The sequence below is a fragment of the Streptomyces odontomachicola genome, assembly GCF_039605595.1.
In the GTDB taxonomy this organism is placed as follows: domain Bacteria; phylum Actinomycetota; class Actinomycetes; order Streptomycetales; family Streptomycetaceae; genus Streptomyces.
On sequence record NZ_JBCFOK010000002.1, the window covers coordinates 24,561 to 39,657 of the forward strand.

At 71.3% G+C, this 15,097-nt stretch carries 17 protein-coding genes and 1 pseudogene; 7 read left to right on the forward strand and 11 right to left on the reverse strand.

What is annotated here, in order from left to right:
• Nucleotides 1-112 precede the first annotated feature (112 nt).
• Both ABEE00_RS02785 and ABEE00_RS02790 read right to left on the reverse strand, forming a co-directional pair.
• On the reverse strand, nt 113-343 hold the full coding sequence (locus ABEE00_RS02785) for a hypothetical protein (RefSeq protein WP_345743572.1): 231 nt from the start codon (nt 341-343) through the stop codon (nt 113-115).
• A gap of 434 nt (nt 344-777) precedes the next feature.
• A complete protein-coding gene (locus tag ABEE00_RS02790; protein ID WP_345743573.1) occupies nt 778-1,428 on the reverse strand; it encodes a LysE family translocator in 651 nt (216 codons plus the stop codon).
• Nucleotides 1,429-1,577: 149 nt separating this feature from the next.
• Between ABEE00_RS02790 and ABEE00_RS02795 the strand changes: the two genes are divergently transcribed.
• Nucleotides 1,578-2,540 (forward strand): phosphotransferase family protein, encoded by a 963-nt coding sequence (locus ABEE00_RS02795; protein ID WP_345743574.1) that lies wholly within the window; start codon nt 1,578-1,580, stop codon nt 2,538-2,540.
• Between the two features lie 89 nt (nt 2,541-2,629).
• The gene (locus tag ABEE00_RS02800) at nt 2,630-3,313 is read left to right on the forward strand and encodes a nucleoside/nucleotide kinase family protein (RefSeq protein ID WP_345744055.1); all 684 of its coding nucleotides are present in this window, start codon (nt 2,630-2,632) and stop codon (nt 3,311-3,313) included.
• A gap of 16 nt (nt 3,314-3,329) precedes the next feature.
• Here ABEE00_RS02800 and ABEE00_RS02805 read toward each other — a convergent pair whose 3' ends face one another.
• The 3 genes from ABEE00_RS02805 to ABEE00_RS02815 all read right to left on the reverse strand — a co-directional run bounded on the left by ABEE00_RS02805 (nt 3,330) and on the right by ABEE00_RS02815 (nt 5,262).
• On the reverse strand, nt 3,330-3,833 hold the full coding sequence (locus ABEE00_RS02805; RefSeq protein ID WP_345744056.1) for a hypothetical protein: 504 nt from the start codon (nt 3,831-3,833) through the stop codon (nt 3,330-3,332).
• A 165-nt stretch (nt 3,834-3,998) separates the two neighbouring features.
• Complete coding sequence (locus ABEE00_RS02810; protein ID WP_345743575.1) at nt 3,999-4,562, reverse strand: class I SAM-dependent methyltransferase; 564 nt, start codon at nt 4,560-4,562, stop codon at nt 3,999-4,001.
• A gap of 19 nt (nt 4,563-4,581) precedes the next feature.
• Complete coding sequence (locus ABEE00_RS02815) at nt 4,582-5,262, reverse strand: hypothetical protein (RefSeq protein WP_345743576.1); 681 nt, start codon at nt 5,260-5,262, stop codon at nt 4,582-4,584.
• A 129-nt stretch (nt 5,263-5,391) separates the two neighbouring features.
• Here ABEE00_RS02815 and ABEE00_RS02820 point away from each other — a divergent pair, with 129 nt between their 5' ends.
• Nucleotides 5,392-6,231: an SDR family oxidoreductase gene (locus ABEE00_RS02820; RefSeq protein WP_345743577.1), complete on the forward strand. Its 840-nt coding sequence runs from the start codon at nt 5,392-5,394 to the stop codon at nt 6,229-6,231.
• A 127-nt stretch (nt 6,232-6,358) separates the two neighbouring features.
• Here the strand turns inward: ABEE00_RS02820 and ABEE00_RS02825 are convergent, their stop codons facing one another.
• The 3 genes from ABEE00_RS02825 to ABEE00_RS02835 form a co-directional block, all read right to left on the reverse strand.
• Nucleotides 6,359-6,601, reverse strand: a complete 243-nt coding sequence (locus tag ABEE00_RS02825; RefSeq protein ID WP_345743578.1) for a hypothetical protein — start codon at nt 6,599-6,601, stop codon at nt 6,359-6,361.
• A 372-nt stretch (nt 6,602-6,973) separates the two neighbouring features.
• Nucleotides 6,974-7,846: a helix-turn-helix domain-containing protein gene (locus ABEE00_RS02830; RefSeq protein ID WP_345743579.1), complete on the reverse strand. Its 873-nt coding sequence runs from the start codon at nt 7,844-7,846 to the stop codon at nt 6,974-6,976.
• 60 nt (nt 7,847-7,906) lie between these two features.
• Nucleotides 7,907-8,731 carry a polysaccharide deacetylase family protein gene (locus ABEE00_RS02835; RefSeq protein ID WP_345743580.1) on the reverse strand — a complete coding sequence of 275 codons (825 nt, stop codon included), beginning with the start codon at nt 8,729-8,731 and terminating at the stop codon, nt 7,907-7,909.
• Between the two features lie 246 nt (nt 8,732-8,977).
• Between ABEE00_RS02835 and ABEE00_RS02840 the strand changes: the two genes are divergently transcribed.
• A complete protein-coding gene (locus tag ABEE00_RS02840; RefSeq protein WP_345743581.1) occupies nt 8,978-9,904 on the forward strand; it encodes an NmrA family NAD(P)-binding protein in 927 nt (308 codons plus the stop codon).
• A gap of 19 nt (nt 9,905-9,923) precedes the next feature.
• Here the strand turns inward: ABEE00_RS02840 and ABEE00_RS02845 are convergent, their stop codons facing one another.
• The gene (locus ABEE00_RS02845; RefSeq protein WP_345743582.1) at nt 9,924-11,189 is read right to left on the reverse strand and encodes an NADH:flavin oxidoreductase/NADH oxidase family protein; all 1,266 of its coding nucleotides are present in this window, start codon (nt 11,187-11,189) and stop codon (nt 9,924-9,926) included.
• Between the two features lie 130 nt (nt 11,190-11,319).
• Here ABEE00_RS02845 and ABEE00_RS02850 point away from each other — a divergent pair, with 130 nt between their 5' ends.
• Nucleotides 11,320-11,904, forward strand: a complete 585-nt coding sequence (locus ABEE00_RS02850) for a TetR/AcrR family transcriptional regulator (RefSeq protein ID WP_345743583.1) — start codon at nt 11,320-11,322, stop codon at nt 11,902-11,904.
• Between the two features lie 17 nt (nt 11,905-11,921).
• Nucleotides 11,922-12,068: pseudogene (locus tag ABEE00_RS02855) on the forward strand (GrpB family protein); the annotation flags it as partial.
• A gap of 29 nt (nt 12,069-12,097) precedes the next feature.
• Here ABEE00_RS02855 and ABEE00_RS02860 read toward each other — a convergent pair.
• Together ABEE00_RS02860 and ABEE00_RS02865 are read right to left on the reverse strand one after the other, a co-directional pair.
• Nucleotides 12,098-12,985: an alpha/beta fold hydrolase gene (locus ABEE00_RS02860; RefSeq protein WP_345743584.1), complete on the reverse strand. Its 888-nt coding sequence runs from the start codon at nt 12,983-12,985 to the stop codon at nt 12,098-12,100.
• A gap of 114 nt (nt 12,986-13,099) precedes the next feature.
• Nucleotides 13,100-13,744 carry a TetR/AcrR family transcriptional regulator gene (locus ABEE00_RS02865; RefSeq protein ID WP_345743585.1) on the reverse strand — a complete coding sequence of 215 codons (645 nt, stop codon included), beginning with the start codon at nt 13,742-13,744 and terminating at the stop codon, nt 13,100-13,102.
• Nucleotides 13,745-13,844: 100 nt separating this feature from the next.
• On the opposite strand from ABEE00_RS02865, the gene ABEE00_RS02870 reads away from it, so the two are divergent.
• Nucleotides 13,845-15,014, forward strand: a complete 1,170-nt coding sequence (locus ABEE00_RS02870) for an FAD-dependent monooxygenase (protein ID WP_345743586.1) — start codon at nt 13,845-13,847, stop codon at nt 15,012-15,014.
• Nucleotides 15,015-15,097 lie beyond the last annotated feature (83 nt).

Genomic DNA, 15,097 nt, shown 5'->3' on the forward strand with positions numbered 1-15,097 from the left:
GAAGGGGCCGGCCGAGGTGGGCAGCGTGCTCGTGCTCTTGGTGTTGATGGGCCGGCGAGGCGCGGCCACGGAATGCTGACCGGCCAGAACGCCGGTAGGCCGGGAGGCGTGCTCAGTGGGTGAGCAGCAGCAACCCGCCCACGACGACGATGATGCCCACCGTCAGCAGCGCGACGAGCCGGGGGCTGCCTCCGGACCGCCCGTTCCCCGAGGTGGGGGCGAAGAAGAAGCCCCCGTCACCGCCGTGATGGTGCCCACCGTGATGCCCTCCATGGTGTCCCCCGAAGTGGCCGCCCCCACCGTGATGCCCGCCGCCACCGTGTCCGCCTGCGCCACCGTGCATGATCCGTCTACCTCGTGGGGTTGGTGTGCGGTTCCGTAGGCGCCGTGATGCGGTCATTGGCACCTACACGTACAGGGACGGGATGCGGGCGATGTCTGGTTCCAGCAGAGCGGAGGGGCGCGGGGCGGGCGCAGCCGCCGGCAACCGCACCTTGGGGGCGAACGCACTCAGGGCTGGGCGAGGCTGCATGGGGCGGCGCCCCGATCCGGGACCTCGCTACCGGCTGCCCCCGAGCTGACGGGACGAGCATGCCGCTCGTGGGCGGCGATCAGAAACGCAGGGCACCGCGCGACACCGGACACGCGCAGGTCAGCAGTCAGCCAGACGAACGCCCGACGGGGAGCCGCCCGACCTCGTCGGCCCCGGCACGCACCGAATCCGCGCTGCGAGCAGACGCACAGGAGCGACGCTCACCCGGGGAACACCCCACCGGCTCACCGCAGCGCCACCGCCGTCCCCGACCGCTCAGTCGCGATCTTCACGGCGAAGCCCGCCAGCGCGGTGCCCATCACGTACCGGTGCAGGCGCTGCCACAGCGGGTGGCGGGAGAAGAAGCCGGCCACGGAACCCGCCGTCACGATGAAGAACGCGTTGCCCGCGACCCCCACCGCGATCTGAGTCAGGCCCAACAGCAGCCCCTGGAGGCCGACATGGCCGCGGTCCGGGTCCACGAACTGCGGCAGCAGCGAGATGTAGAGGATGGCCACCTTGGGGTTGAGCAGGCAGGTGAGCAGGCCCATCAGGAACAGCTTGCGGTCCCCGTCCTGCTCCAGCTCCTGCGGCGCGATGGGGGAGCGTCCGCCGGGGCGGACCGCCTTCCACGCGAGCCAGAGCAGGTACCCGGCGCCGGCGAGCTTGATCGCCAGGTAGACCTCCGGCACCAGCGCGAAGACGGTGGCGATGCCGGCGGCCACGGCGAAGAGGTACGCCAGGAAGCCGAGGAACACCCCGGCCAGCGAGATCAGCCCGGCGCGGCGGCCCTGAGCGATCGAGCGGGAGACCAGGTAGATCATGTTCGGCCCCGGCGTCAGCACCATGCCGAGCTCCACCAGTGCGATTCCCGCCAGTGCTTCCAGCCCGATCACGGCACAACCCCCGTAAGCCCGTACGCTCGTTCGACGATACGCAACCTAGCAGGTCATGGCCGCCACCTTCCGTGGAAGTGCCGGTACGGAGGCGTCCTGGATGGTGCGATGGCCGGGTGAACCCTCACGAACCGGCAGCCCTCCGACCGTTGACGACGGCGTGGGTCAACCGGCACCTGGAACCCGGCGAACGGATCACCGCCACCGAACCACTGCACGGCGGCATCACCGCCGAAATGCGCAGGCTCACCATCGGCAAGCGGGGCGGAGGCACCCGTCACCTGGTGCTGCGCACCTTCGCCGACCCGTTCCGCGAGGAGCACGCCGAGGACTGGCTGACCGGAGAGGCCCATGCGCTGACGCTCCTCCCGGGGAGTGGTATCCCCACTCCTACGCTTGTCGCGGTCGATGCTGTTGCCGAGCAGTGCGAGTACCCGTCTCTGCTCATGACACATCTGGCGGGCCGGACGGTGCTCGACGACGAGGGGGCGGAAGCGCGCGTACCGCTGCTGGCCCGCCTACTCGTAGCCATCCACGCGGTGCGCCCCCTCGAACCGCCCCCGCCCTACGTGACGTTGACGACCGCCGACACCGTCGTGCCCCCGCGGGGCGCCGACGCGGCGGTCTGGGCTGCGGCGATCGACGTGATCCGCAAGCCCGCGCCGTCGTACGAGCCGCATGAGCCGCGTGAGCCGTACGAGCCGAATCGGGGGCGGTTTCTGCACCGGGACTTCCAGCCCGGGAACGTGTTGTTCGACGTGCCGCCGTCGGGGCCGGCGGACGCCCGGATCACCGGCGTCGTGGACTGGGCGCAGACCTCCTGGGGCCCGGCCGACCTCGACGTCGCGCATTGCTGCACCAATCTCGCGATGCTGCACGGCCCGGCGTGGGGCCCGCGGTTCGCCGAGGCGTACGAGGAGGCCGGCGGCGTACTGGCCGCGACCGCGAGCGAGCGGCTGTATTGGCGGGTGCGGGATGCGTTGGCGTTCTCCGAGGAGGTGCGGCAGGTGTCCCAGCCATGGCGGGAGGCGGGGAGGACGGAGCTGACCGCTCGTGTGGTGGAGGAGCGGTTGGATGCGTATGTGAGTGCCGTGATGGACGGGCTGGGCTGAGCTGGGCCGAGGAGCGAGATGAACGTGCCGTCGTACGAGATCTGACCGCGCGGGCCCGGTTCTGTCCGAGCATGAACGAGACTGATCCCATGACCCTGCACCTCATCTCCGTCATCGGCAGCAGTCCCGGGGTCGGCAAGTCCACCCTGTGTCGCGCGGTGGCCGGTTGGCTGAACGGCCTCGGCCTTTCCGTCGACCATTTCGAGGAGGCCGACATTCTCACGCGGTCGGCTTTTCGGCCCGTGGCCGAGGAGTTCGCCGAGGGGAATTCCGACGTTCAGCCCGCGACTTTGGTCGAGTGCACCCGCGCCTATGTCGCGGAATCACTCGCGGAAGGCCGGGATTACCTGGTGACGGATGCCCTTCTCCCTTTCATCCCGTCCCTCGTGGCGTGGGGGCACGACGAGAAGACCCTCGCCCACGTCATGGGCGAGCTGGCACGGGCCGCGGAACCGGCCCAGGTCACCGTGGCGTACGTCCACGACGATCCGGAGAAGGCGCTGCGCCGCGCGGTCGAGCGGGAAGGCGACGGGTGGGAGGGCTGGTACGTGGGGAAACTCGCCGGCTCACCCGGCACCCGGAATGTTCACGACCTCCCGTCGGCCGCCGCCCACCTCCGCTTCGAGGCGGCCTTGACCCGTCGCCTTCTCGCGCGTACGCCGTGGAATGTGCTGAACGTGGATGTGGGAGAGCTGAATGCGGAGGAGGCGTACGCCCACACCCGGCGGTGGTTGGCGACCGCTCTGGAAATGCCGGAACGGCCTTCCACGTAGTCGCCGCTGACGCCCCTCAGCGCTTCACGGCAAGTCCCCGCTCGTTGCGGGTGACCGTGGGCCATGGGCGTCGGGCGTGGTCGAGGGCCTGTTTCAACCAGGCGGTGATGCTGGGCAGTTCGGAACGGAGCGCTTCGAGGTCGATATGGAAGGCCTGCTCCTTTCCTATCTGCTGGAGGAATGCGGGCAGGTCGCGCAGCCGCTCGTGAATCCACGTGAGGGGGTCCTCGGTGAGGGCGGGATCGAAGACGCGCTGTCCGGGCTCGCCGTCCGTCACGGCCGGGTGCCAGTGGATGCGGTCGGCGCGCCCCGGGGCGGATTCCAGGAGGTCGAGCCGGCAGAAGGCGGGTTGCAGCACCCAGCGGTCGGAGGCGTACACGCTCCCCTCGTGCTGTTCGTCGACGACGCGGAATTCGATGCGCAGGCCGCGTTCCCGCACGTCAGGACCTTCCGGTGCCGCGGGATCGAGGAAGTCGATCTCCTCCGCCGTCAACGCCAGCTCCCCGAACTTCCAGATCATCTGCACCGCCCGCTCCCTTCCACAACCGCGTGATCGCGTACGGGGTCTCCCTACCCATCCACCGCGGGCCACACGGACCGCCGCCGCCGGCGAAGATGCCGAGGCCCCGCAGCAACGCGTCGGCCATGCCCGGGATGCCACACACGCTGCCCTTCGTGGGCGTACTCAGCGGCGTAATACGAACACCCGCAGCGTCCCCAGGTCGTAGTACACGGCATACCAGGTCCGCACCAGCACCTCCGCATCGTGCTGCGTGATGCCGATGGTGCGGCGGTGGGCCGGCAGCCGTTCGGCGAGTGGGGTGGTGAGGACGAGGTGGCCGCCGGGTGACAGCAGCAGGCGGGCGGCGGCGCGGAGCCGGGGGCGGTTGAGGAAGGCGTACGCGAGCCGGGCGGTGATCACGTCGTAGCCGGCGCGCGGCAGACCGGAAATGCCCTGGTCGATGTCGTGCTGGTGGAAGCTCAACCCCTCGCGGCCGCCGTGTCGTTCGCGGGCCAGGGCGATGGCGCTGGGAGCGAAGTCGATGCCGGTGACGTGGAAGCCCTGTTCGTGCAGGGCGCGCGCGTACTCCCCGGTTCCGCAGCCGACATCCAGCAGCCGCCGCCCGTCCGCCGCCCCCAAGTGGTCGGTGAAAAGGGCGAGTTCCTCGTCGGTGACGGGGCTGAAGTTCTTGCCGTCCCGGTACCAGCGGTGCCAGTGGTCCACCGGGAGTGCAGGTGGCGCAGGCATAGGGGACATCTCCCGTCGTTCAGGGCGCGGCGCGCGGGGCGGGAACAGTGCGGAGGCGGCGTACTGGGGAGCACAGCAGCAGCGCGGGCGGCACGAGCAGCAGCGCGGCCGCGAGCGCGAGCGCGGGGCGTGCGCCGACCGCGGTGGCCAGGGCGCCCGCGGCGAGGGCGGCCAGGGAACGCGGCCCGTACGCCAGCCACGTACCCACTGCCTGCTGTCGGCCCTGCATGCCGCTGTCGCAGGCGAGTTGGCGCACCGACCGCTGCGTCGAGCCGGTCGCGACCGCCGCGCCGAGCTGGAAGGCGAGGCCGGCCCCGATGGCGATCTGGCCGGTCAGACCGGGTACGGAGAGCAGAAGCGGAAGCTGCGCGGCGGGCGCGATCAGGGCCCCGGCGAGCATGACCCGGAACGGGCCGCGCCGCGGCACCAGGCGCCGCGCGAGCAGTCCGCCGCTGATTAACAACGGCAACCGTCGGTACCGGTCCACCACCGCACCCGCCAACAGCGCGGTGAACAACGGCGGCAACCGCTGCGCCGCAGTGAGCAATGCGGCCTGCCACACGCTCGCGTCCAGCACGGTGACGGCGATGAGGGGGAGCGCGACCGTGGAGACGGCGCCACCGCTGATGCTGATGGTGAGCGTGGTGAGGTAGTGACGCCAGTCGGTGCGCCAGGTGGGGTGGGGGGAGGTCACGGTCATGGTGTGCGGTTCGACTCACCGGCCGGTGGGTGGGTTTCGCGGCACATTGCGTCACGGCGGTGCGGCAAGGAAGTCTGCGCAGGGCCAAGGGAGTTGGCATCTCCCGAGGATCTCCTACCGTGTCGCGGCATGACGATCCTGATCATCGGCGGCAGCGGGTTCCTGGGTGCTGAGCTGGCCAGGCAGGCGGCAGCGGCCGGGCACACGACAGCCGCAACGTTCGCGACCAAGCCCGGCACCGCTCGCGGGGTCATGTGGCACGCCCTCGACCTGCGGGATCCTGCGAGTGTCGAAGCCGTCCTGACCGAGGTCGGTCCGCGCATCGTCATCAACGCGACGAGTGGCGGATCCGACTGGGCGGTGACGGCTGAAGGGCCTGTACGCCTGGCGATGGCAGCGGCGAAGTACGACTGCCGCCTCGTCCACGTATCCAGCGACGCGGTGTTTTCGGGCGCCCGCGTCCACTACGACGAAACCTGTCTCCCCGACCCCGTCACCCCTTACGGAGCCGCCAAGGCCGCAGCGGAGACGGGAGTCGGCCTCGTACACCCGCGTGCCGTCGTCGCGCGCACCTCGCTGATCATCGGCGAGCGGCGGTCCGCGCATGTCCGCCTGGTGCACGAGCTCGCGGCCGGCGCGCGAAGCGGAGTGCTGTTCGCCGACGACATCCGCTGCCCCGTACACGTTGCCGACCTGGCCGCCGCCCTGCTGGAACTCGCGGTCGGTGAAGGGGCCGGCGTGCGCCATCTGGCGGGTTCCGATGCCGTGAGCCGCTACGAGCTCGGCACCCTCATCGCCCAACGTGACGGGCTGGACGCTTCCCGGCTCACGGCAGGTCTGCGACCTACCGGCGCGCTCCCCGGCGCTCTCGACGTTCGCCTCGACAGCCGCGCCACCGAACGCGACGTGCACACCACGTTGCGCGGCGCTCGCCAATTCCTCGCCGTAGCAGGACGGTCGGGAGGCTGAAGGCCTCGCCAACAGCGGTGCCAATCCGGAGCGTTCAGGCAGACGGCCCCTCCGACGCCGTCCCGGTTTCCAGGAGAGGCGGAGGGGCCGCTGGGTCTTTCCTGCGGTGGGCTTTATGCCCGGTGGATCAGTGGTATTCCAGATCCGCCGAATCGTCCGTGTTCATCATGCAGGAGTAGCGCTTCCAGCTTTCGGGAGTGCCGAGTTCCTTGTGGGACTTGTCGACGGCTTCCATGCAGTTGTGGACGCCGTGGACCGTGTACTCCTTGCCAGGGGGCGGAGTGTCGGCCGCCTGAGCTGCGCCGACAGCGGCACCGGAGAAGGCCAGGATTCCGGCGCCTGCGATGGCCACGCGCTTGAACTTGCCCATTCTTTCCTCCCTTTCTCACATGCGCCGCGCGGCAGGCGGGCAACAGTGCCCGGCATTGCTGTGGTCGACCCGTCGTGGTCGCGACGGAAAGCAAGAGACCGGGGCCCGTGACCGGCCGCGCCAACGCAGTGCGCGCATCGGGGAATTCCCCGAGCGCCTGACATTCGCTACTCGATCACGCCGCGCGCCGCGCCCTCAAAGCCCCGAGGGCTCTTGTTACGGGGCCCTGACACCCCGTATGCGGAACTCCGACATGGTCACGGCGGAGAGCCCCGCGGCAGCGGAGAGGGCGAGTTAGGGCTGGATCCCCTGCGTCGTGGCCCGCGGCAAGGGGCAGGCGTCCTGTGTTGCGCGCTCCTAGGTTGCGCGTTCCTACGTTGCGCGCTCCGCCGCGTCCGGCAGGCGGAGCAGGGCGTCGGCTGTCGCCTCGTCCGCCGGGTGGAAGGCCCAGATGCGGTGGCCCTCGCTGCCCGGGAGGTCCAGGACGTGCTGGTCGAAGGCGAGTGTGGGGTACCCGTCGAGGGTCCGGTGGCGGAAGACCTTGCGGTCCATGGCCTTCTCGTACAGCCGGTGCTCCTCCCAGGCGGAGGCGAAGACCTCGCTGTGCGTGGCCAGTTCGCCCACGAGCTGGGTGAGGCGGGCCGCTCCCGTACCGGCGCCGGCCTGCGCGCGCAGAGCCGCCACCATGCAGCGCGCGACCTCGGGCCACTCGGTGAAGAACGACCGCGCGCCGGGGGCGAGGAACACCATGCGCGCGTAGTTGTCCCGCGGCTCCAGCCCGTCGTGGAGGAGGTCGCCGAGCGCGTTGGCGTCCACGATGTCGAGCCACCGGTTGACGAGGAGGGCGGGCACCGCCATGGAATCGAGGAGCCGGCGTACGGATTCCAGGCGGCCGCCGTCCATGGGACGGGACGCGCCCGCTCCGTCGGGAGAGGCGGCGAGTACGCGCAGGTGGCGGGCGGTGACGGAGTCCAGCAGCAGCGCCTCGCACAGCCCCTCCACCACCGCGCGGGACGGCCGCCGCTCCCGGCCTTGTTCGAGACGTACGTAATAGTCGGTGCTGATCCCCGCCAGCAACGCCACCTCGTCCCGCCGCAGCCCTGGCACCTGACGCCGTGCGCCAGCGGCCAGGTGGTGATCTTCGGGCCGCACCTGGCTCCGCCTGGCACGCAGGAAGGCCGCGAGGGGTGCGTCGTCCGGTACGGCGGCGCCGCGGTCCCGTGACGGGGTTGGAGGAGCCTTCATGGTTCCAGCGTACGAAAGTCCACGTCAGAGCCCCGGCCGGGCCATTCCGGGTGACACCGGTCAGTGGTGGTCGGGCGTGAGGAGGGTGCGCAGGTCGGCGATGCGGTAGCCACGGGCGTGGGCGGCTTCGATGATCCGCGGCAGGGCGCGGGCATCGATGACCCCGCCCCGGTCGTGCCGGTCGTGGGCCTGGCCCGGCTGGGTGCCGACGTGCATCTGGATGATCGCGCCCGGCCGGAGCGCGGCCACCGCGCGCCCGACCGCCTTGCGTACGGTCATGCCGCCCCGTGCGCCCTTCCAGCCGTTGGTGTCGGCGGTGAACTCGATGTCGGCGAAGCCGAGCCGGTTGACCTCGGCGATGGTCCCGGGGCTCGTCTCGCTGTAGGGGAAGCGGAAGAACGGCATCGGGGCCGTGCCCGTCGCCGCCCGGATCGCGTGGTCGGCCCGGAGCACTTCCTGCGCCCGCCGCTCGCGGGAGACGTTCTGGAAGTGGGGGTGGGTGTGGGAGTGGTTGCCGATGCCGTGACCTGCGGCGACGAGGGCGCGGGCCGTGCCCGGATGCCGCTCGGCGAAGTCGCCGGTGAGGAAGAAGGCGGCGGGGGCGTGATGGCGGCGCAGGGTACGGAGGACCGCGCGGGTCCCGTCCGTGTTCCAGGCGGCGTTGAAGGTGAGCGCGATCATGCGGCGGTGGGTGGGGAGGGTGCGGTTCTCCGAGCCGTACAGGTCTCGTACCGAGGTGGAGGGGGCGGTGGCGGCTGGCGAGCGAGTGGTGGAGGTGGGGGCCGGGGGAGCGGGACTGCTCGCGAGTGCCGTGGCGGCGAGTACGGCGGCGAGGGTGCGCAGGGTGGTTCCGGTCCTGGTCGTGGGCCTCGGGGGGAGTGTCACGGCGGCACGTTAGCGGGCGGGAGGTGGTGGGGGTGGGGTTATTCGTGGGGCTATTGGGTGGTTCGTGGGATGGGGGTTCGAGCGAGCCCTGCGCGTCGTACGGAGGTGGCTCGGGGTGGGAGTGGCGCTCCTACCCGGCCGTTCTGCTGGCCGCCTAGCGTCGCCAGCGCCTGCCCGTCAACGGCGCAGCTCAAAGGCGTGGCGCACCCCGCCGCGCCGCAACACTCAAGGAAAAGGGACACATCCATGTACGTCATCACCGGTGCCAGCGGTCGTACGGGCCGGGCCGTCGCCGAGTATCTGCTGAACGCCGGGCACCTCGTCCGGGTCCTCGGCCGCTCGGCCCGGCGGCTCGACGACCTCGCCGCGCGGGGCGCCGAGGTGCGGGAGGCCGAACCGGGCGACCCGGCCGCGCTGACGGACGCCTTCCGTGGCGCGGCTGGCGTCTACGCGGTGATCCAGCCCAACTACCTCCCCGATCACCCCGACTTCGGCGCCTTCCAGGACCGGATCGCGGCCTCCCTCACCCAGGCGGTCGCCGAATCCGGCGTCACCCGCGTCGTCGGGCTGAGCAGTTGGGGAGCGCGCCACGCCACGGGCACGGGCCCGGTCGCGGGACTCCACCGTTTCGAACAGCGCCTCTCACGCGTACCCGGGGTCGACACGCTGTGGCTGCGCGCCGGTTACTTCATGGAGAACCTGCTCGACCACGTCGACACCGCCCGCACCGACCACCGCATCAGCGCCCCCTTCGCGCCCGACCTTCCCCTGCCCTTCGTCACCACGCGCGACGTCGGAGCCCGGGCCGGGCGGGAACTCGCCACCGGGACGTGGCACGGTACGGAGGTCCTGGAACTCCAAGGGGAACGCGATGTGAGCATGCGCGAAGCGGTGAAGGTCATCGCGCACGCCGTGGGCGAGGACGCCCTCATTTACGAGCAGACCACCCTCCCCGACTTCCACGCGGAACTCCGCCGCAACGGCGTCTCCGACAACGTCGCCGCCATGATGGTGGAGGTCGGCGAATCCGTGAATTCCCGCCATGTGCGCATGGAACAGCCACGTACAGCTCGTACGACCACGCCGACTTCCATCGAGCGATTCGTGGAGGAGGAATTCGCTCCCCGGTTCCGCGCGGGCCGTGCGTCGGCGGCCGGCTCGCCTCGCGGCTGATTCCGTACGGAGCCGCTGATCACGCCGCCCTGTCCGCCTCCGTACCCGCGCGCCGACCGGCCGTCAGCCAGGCGCTGTACCGCCGCAGCGCCCGCCGCTGTTGGAGCTGTTCGCAGAGCAGGGCCCGGGCGGGGTGGGCGCGGGGCTTGGGGGCGGTTCCGCGGGCGAGGCGGTGCATCTGGTGGCGTACCTGCGCCATGGTCGCGGCCGAGGCGAGCGCCTTGTCCGACCAGGCCGCGCGCCGGAGCTCCCCGTCGCCTTCGCGGCCGCCGCGCCAGCGTTCGGGCAGGTCAGGGGTGAGGGAGAGCGCGGTGCCGATGCCGACGAGCGCGACCCCGCTGGCGAGCACCCGTTCCGCGGTCTCGCGCCGCGTGATGCCGCCGGTGAGCATCAACGGCAGCGGGCTCGCCTCGACCAGGTCCTTCGCCAGGTCGAGGAAGTAGGCCTCGCGCGCCTGGGTGCGCTCGTCGGCGGGCCGGCCGGTCATCGCCGGGCTCTCGTAGCTGCCGCCGGACAGTTCGACCAGGTCGACACCCAGCGGCGCGAGCATCTCGATCACCTGGCGCGCGTCGTCGGCGTCGAATCCGCCGCGCTGGAAGTCGGCGGAGTTCAGCTTCACCGCGACCGCGAACGACGGGGCGACGGCGGCGCGTACGGCGCGGACGACGTCCAGCAGGAGGCGGGTGCGGTTCTCCAGCGAGCCGCCCCACGCGTCGGTCCGCTTGTTGACCAGCGGGGAGAGGAACTGCGACAGCAGGTAACCGTGCGCGGCGTGGATCTCGACCCCGTCGAAGCCCGCCTCCTCCGCGCGGCGCGCCGTCACCGCGAACCGGCCCACCGTGGCCTCGATCTGCCCGGCCGTCATGGCGACCGGCCGCCCGAACCTGCCGCTGTGCCGGCCCAGGTCGACGCCCACGTCGGACGGGCCCCATACGACGCCCGGCATGCCGGCCTGCACCTGGCGGCCGGGGTGGTTGAGCTGCATCCATATCCGGCCGCCGCCCGACCTGCCCGCCTCGGCCCACTCGGCGAACGGCTTCAGCGGCGCGGCCTCGTCGAGTACGACGCCGGCGGGCCCCGTCAGCGCCTCGGCGTGCACCATGACGTTGCCGGTGATCAGCAGGCCGGTGCCGCCGGCGGCCCAGCGGCGGTACAGCGCCAGCAGGCGCGGGCCGGGCTGCTGGCCCGCGTCGGCCAGGTTCTCCTCCATGGCCGCCTTCGCGATCCGGTTGTCCAGCACCTGTCCTGAGTGCAGGGACAACGGCGAGAACAGTTCGCTGGTCATCCGAATCCCTCTCTGTTCGGGTTGGCGGCCCGGAGCGATCGAGGCCAGCCGGGGCGGTCGCCTAGAATGTGTACGCCGCTCACATTAGACGGAGAATGTAAGCGGTGCATACATGAGAGGGGTGTGGCCCGTGCCACAGGCGAGTACGTACCACCACGGCGACCTGCATGCCGCCTGCCTGCGCGCCGCGCGCGAACTGCTCGAAGAGGACGGCAGCGCCGCGCTGTCGATGCGGGCCGTCGCGCGCCGCGCGGGCGTCTCGCCGACCGCGCCCTACCGCCACTTCCCGGACCGCGAAGCGCTCGTCTCCGCGGTCGCCGCCGAGGGCTACCGCGAACTCGCCGAGCACCTGTCCGCCGCCCACCCCTCGCCCGCGACCCCCGACGAACTCGCGTCCGTCGCCGTCGCCTACGTGCGCTTCGCGCTCGACCATCCCGCGCTGTTCCGCGCGATGTTCGCCGAGCCCTGCGACCACGGCAACGAGGAGCGGGCCGCCGCGACCAGTGCTATCGCGGAGTACGTACGCGGCATCGCGCGCAGCGCCTTCCCGGGCGCCGACCCGGACGCGCTGTGGACCCCGGTGTGGGCGCTGGTCCACGGCCTGGCGTTCCTGCACCTCGACGGCAAGCTCGACGCGTCGAAGCCGGAGACGGTCGCGGAGCAGGTCCGCGGCGCGGTCCTCGGGTTGTTCGACGCTGTGGCGGCGGCGCGGTAGAGCTTCTCGAGGCAGCCGTGCCCGGGTTGTTCGTGACATGCGAGCACATCGGCGCGACAGCCGTTCCGGGTATGGCGGCCAAGCCGGTCATCGACCTGATGACGGCCGTCCACGACCTCACGCACGCCGCACCCCACAGGGTGGCGCTCGCCGGCCTCGGCTTCGACCTGCACGGCCCACACGCCGCCGCCGTTCAACTCCAGCGCTTGACGAATTCCATCGCCGCCGCATCGACTTCCGCCGGATGCGACGCGCTCAGGAAGTGCTGGCCGCCCTCGACGACCTCCAAACGCGCCTCGGGGGAGTGGGTGAAGAGCTGGATTTCCTCCTCCGCGTTGGCCACGGAATACACCTGGTCTGCTGTGCCGTGCAGCCACAGCACAGGGGCGGTGACCTCGTCCAGGCGGCCGTGGAGGCCGTCGCGGTCGCGGAGGTTGACCGTGCTGAGGCGCAGGCGGCGGCGCCCCGCTTCGCCGGCGTAATGCGCGCGGTAGGCGGCGAGCCAGAATTCCCGCTCTTCGGCCGATATCCCGCCCAGTGCCGTGTCGAATACCGCGTCCACGATCTCGTCCGGAACGACCCAGTCCTCGCCGACCGGTTCGGCGAGCGCGTCGATGAGCGGGGTGTTGAATTCGATGCCGTCCCAGCAGCCCAGTTCACGGCTGCGCGGGCTCTCGTAGTCCATCGACGTGCCGAGCGTGATCAGCCCCTTCACGACGTCCGGCGCGAGCAGCGCCATGCGCACCGCGATCCAGCCGCCCTGGGACGTCCCGAGCACGAACGCCTCGCGAATTCCGAGGGCTTCGAGGACTTGCAGGTTCGCGATGGCACTGTCCCAGTAGGTGAAGTGCCGGTACGCGGACCTCGTACGGCCGTGTCCGTACGGTTCGAGGGAGAGCAGGTTGACCGCGGAATTCAGCGCGGGATCGGCGAATTGCGGCCGGTAGAGATCGGCAGAGGTGGTGTACGAGTTGATGAGGACCAGCGTCGGGAGCGCGGGGTCGTACGGTTTGCCGAAGGTGTAGCCGATGCGGGACCCGCCGAGGTGCGGGATTTCGACGGTCTGCTCGTTCTGGCTCATGGGGCGTTCCTCCCGCGCGTGACGGACATCGAGATCATCAACTCCACGTGAGGCCCCAACTGCCGTGCCGGCGGGGTTATTCCGGTGGACCGATCCGGGGCCCGACCCGCTTGCTCACCGCGGCCCGGAACGGTCCCGCCACGGCCGCAGGGCGACGTCGGTGGCCTCGCGGACGCGTTCGCCGAGCCGCCCCGCGTCCCGGGAGAGCGCTTCGGGGCTGTCGAGCAGGGCTTGGAGCGCTCCCGAGACGGCGCCGACGAACGCCCCGACCAGCGCTGCCGCTTCGACCTCGTCGAGTTCGTCGGGGAAGGCGCCGTGCAGGCGGCGCGCGATGGTCCGCTCGGCCTCGCGCTGGAGTTGCAGGGCTCGGCCGCGTACCACCGGCACGGTCTGGATCAACCGCATCCGCACCCGGGTCAGTTCGCCGACCACGCCGAAGTCCGTCTCCGCGACATTCCGCAGCGCGCGCAGGAGCACGTCGGCCGGCCGCTCATCGGCCGCCCGGGTGGCGATCGCGTGCAGCGCGGCCTGCACGCGCGCGTCGGTGTCGGGGAAGAGCAGCTCCTCCTTGCTGGAGAAGTGGCTGAAGAACGTACGCGTACCGATTTCCGCGCGCGCGGCGATGGCGGCGACGGTCGTCTCGTCATAGCCGTCGCGCTCGAAGAGTTCGACCGCCGCGTCGATGAGCGCCTGCCGCGTACGTGCCCGCTTGCGCTCACGGAGCGTCTGCGTCTGCCCGCTGCCGTCCGGATTTCCCATGGCACAAGAGTACGCAACGAGTGCTAGTCTGCACTCACTGCAAGTCGGCACTGGATGCAGAAAGTTGGGCGCGGGAAGGCGTCCTGGCGGGGAGGTCGAGATGCACCACCGCACAGTGTTGATCTCTGGAGGCGGGATCGCCGGTACGACGCTGGCCCACGGGCTGGCCCGGCGCGGCTTCGCCCCCACGGTCGTCGAGCGGGCCGCGGGCGCGCGCAGCAGCGGAAGCCCCGTGGACGTGCGCGGGCCCGCGGTCGAAGTGGCCGAAGACATGGGCGTCATGCGGCAGTTGCGGGACGCCGCCACGCGGGTGGAGCGGCTGACCTTCGTCGACGGCGGCGGCCGGCCGAGGGGCGGCCTGCCCCTCGGCGCCTTCGCGCACGACGCCGACAGGGCGGTCGAACTGCCCCGCGCCGACCTCGCCGCCATCCTGTACGGGGCCGTGCGGGACGACGTCGAGTACGTGGCCGACGACTCCATCAGCACGCTGGAGCAGGACCCGCACGGCGTGGACGTCACCTTCGAACGCGGCGCCCCGCGGCGCTTCGACCTCGTCGTCGGTGCCGACGGCCTGCACTCGAACGTGCGCCGGCTGGTGTTCGGGCCTGAGCGCCGGTACGTCCGGCACCTCGGCATGTACGTGGCGACCCTGCCGTTGGGGCGGCCCGCCGAGAGCCCGTACGAGGTGCTCACGTACAACTCTCCGAACAAGGCCGTCTCCCTCCATCCCGGGCGGGGCTCGGCGCTGGTCGCGTTCATGGTCCGGCGGCGGGAGGTGACCGGGTTCGACTACCGGGACGTTGCGCAGCACAGGCGGCTGCTGCGGGAGGCGTTCGCGGGTGAGGCGTGGCGAACGCCCGAATTCCTCCAGCGACTTGAGGAGGTCCCGGACCCGGATCTCTACTTCGACGCGGTCAGCCGGGTCCGCCTCGACCGCTGGTCACAGGGCCGGGTGGCACTTCTGGGCGACGCGGCCTCGTGCGTCTCCCTGTTCGGCGACGGCTCCAGCCTCGCGATGGCGGGCGCGGCGACGTTGGCCGCGGAACTGGCCGCCAGTTCCGGTGACCATCGAGCGGCCTTGTCCCGTTACGAGGCCGCCCACCGGCGCTTGGCGACTCCGAAGCAGCGCCAGATGACGGCGGCGTCGAGGTTGCTCGTGCCAGCGACGAGGGCCGGGATAGGGGCCCGCAATGCCGCTACTCGTGTGTGGGCTGCCGCGGCTGGGGTGCGCGGGGGTGCTCGCAGGAGTGCGGCGGTGGGTGGTGGTTGAGGGTCCTGGTTCGCGAAAGGTTCGCCGGCTCCCGGCAGGGCTCGCGCGCCGGCGTCGCGTCTGCTCGCTGAGGGTGAGAGCCC

What these genes read in the sequence shown, in the direction of transcription:
- ABEE00_RS02785 (WP_345743572.1), bottom strand. Translation starts at nt 343, where the DNA reads ATGCACGGTGGCGCAGGCGGACACGGTGGCGGCGGGCATCACGGTGGG.
- ABEE00_RS02800 (WP_345744055.1), top strand. Translation starts at nt 2,630, where the DNA reads ATGACCCTGCACCTCATCTCCGTCATCGGCAGCAGTCCCGGGGTCGGC.
- ABEE00_RS02805 (WP_345744056.1), bottom strand. Translation starts at nt 3,833, where the DNA reads ATGATCTGGAAGTTCGGGGAGCTGGCGTTGACGGCGGAGGAGATCGAC.
- ABEE00_RS02810 (WP_345743575.1), bottom strand. Translation starts at nt 4,562, where the DNA reads ATGCCTGCGCCACCTGCACTCCCGGTGGACCACTGGCACCGCTGGTAC.
- ABEE00_RS02815 (WP_345743576.1), bottom strand. Translation starts at nt 5,262, where the DNA reads ATGACCGTGACCTCCCCCCACCCCACCTGGCGCACCGACTGGCGTCAC.
- ABEE00_RS02820 (WP_345743577.1), top strand. Translation starts at nt 5,392, where the DNA reads ATGACGATCCTGATCATCGGCGGCAGCGGGTTCCTGGGTGCTGAGCTG.
- ABEE00_RS02825 (WP_345743578.1), bottom strand. Translation starts at nt 6,601, where the DNA reads ATGGGCAAGTTCAAGCGCGTGGCCATCGCAGGCGCCGGAATCCTGGCC.
- ABEE00_RS02830 (WP_345743579.1), bottom strand. Translation starts at nt 7,846, where the DNA reads ATGAAGGCTCCTCCAACCCCGTCACGGGACCGCGGCGCCGCCGTACCG.
- ABEE00_RS02840 (WP_345743581.1), top strand. Translation starts at nt 8,978, where the DNA reads ATGTACGTCATCACCGGTGCCAGCGGTCGTACGGGCCGGGCCGTCGCC.
- ABEE00_RS02845 (WP_345743582.1), bottom strand. Translation starts at nt 11,189, where the DNA reads ATGACCAGCGAACTGTTCTCGCCGTTGTCCCTGCACTCAGGACAGGTG.
- ABEE00_RS02860 (WP_345743584.1), bottom strand. Translation starts at nt 12,985, where the DNA reads ATGAGCCAGAACGAGCAGACCGTCGAAATCCCGCACCTCGGCGGGTCC.
- ABEE00_RS02865 (WP_345743585.1), bottom strand. Translation starts at nt 13,744, where the DNA reads ATGGGAAATCCGGACGGCAGCGGGCAGACGCAGACGCTCCGTGAGCGC.
- ABEE00_RS02870 (WP_345743586.1), top strand. Translation starts at nt 13,845, where the DNA reads ATGCACCACCGCACAGTGTTGATCTCTGGAGGCGGGATCGCCGGTACG.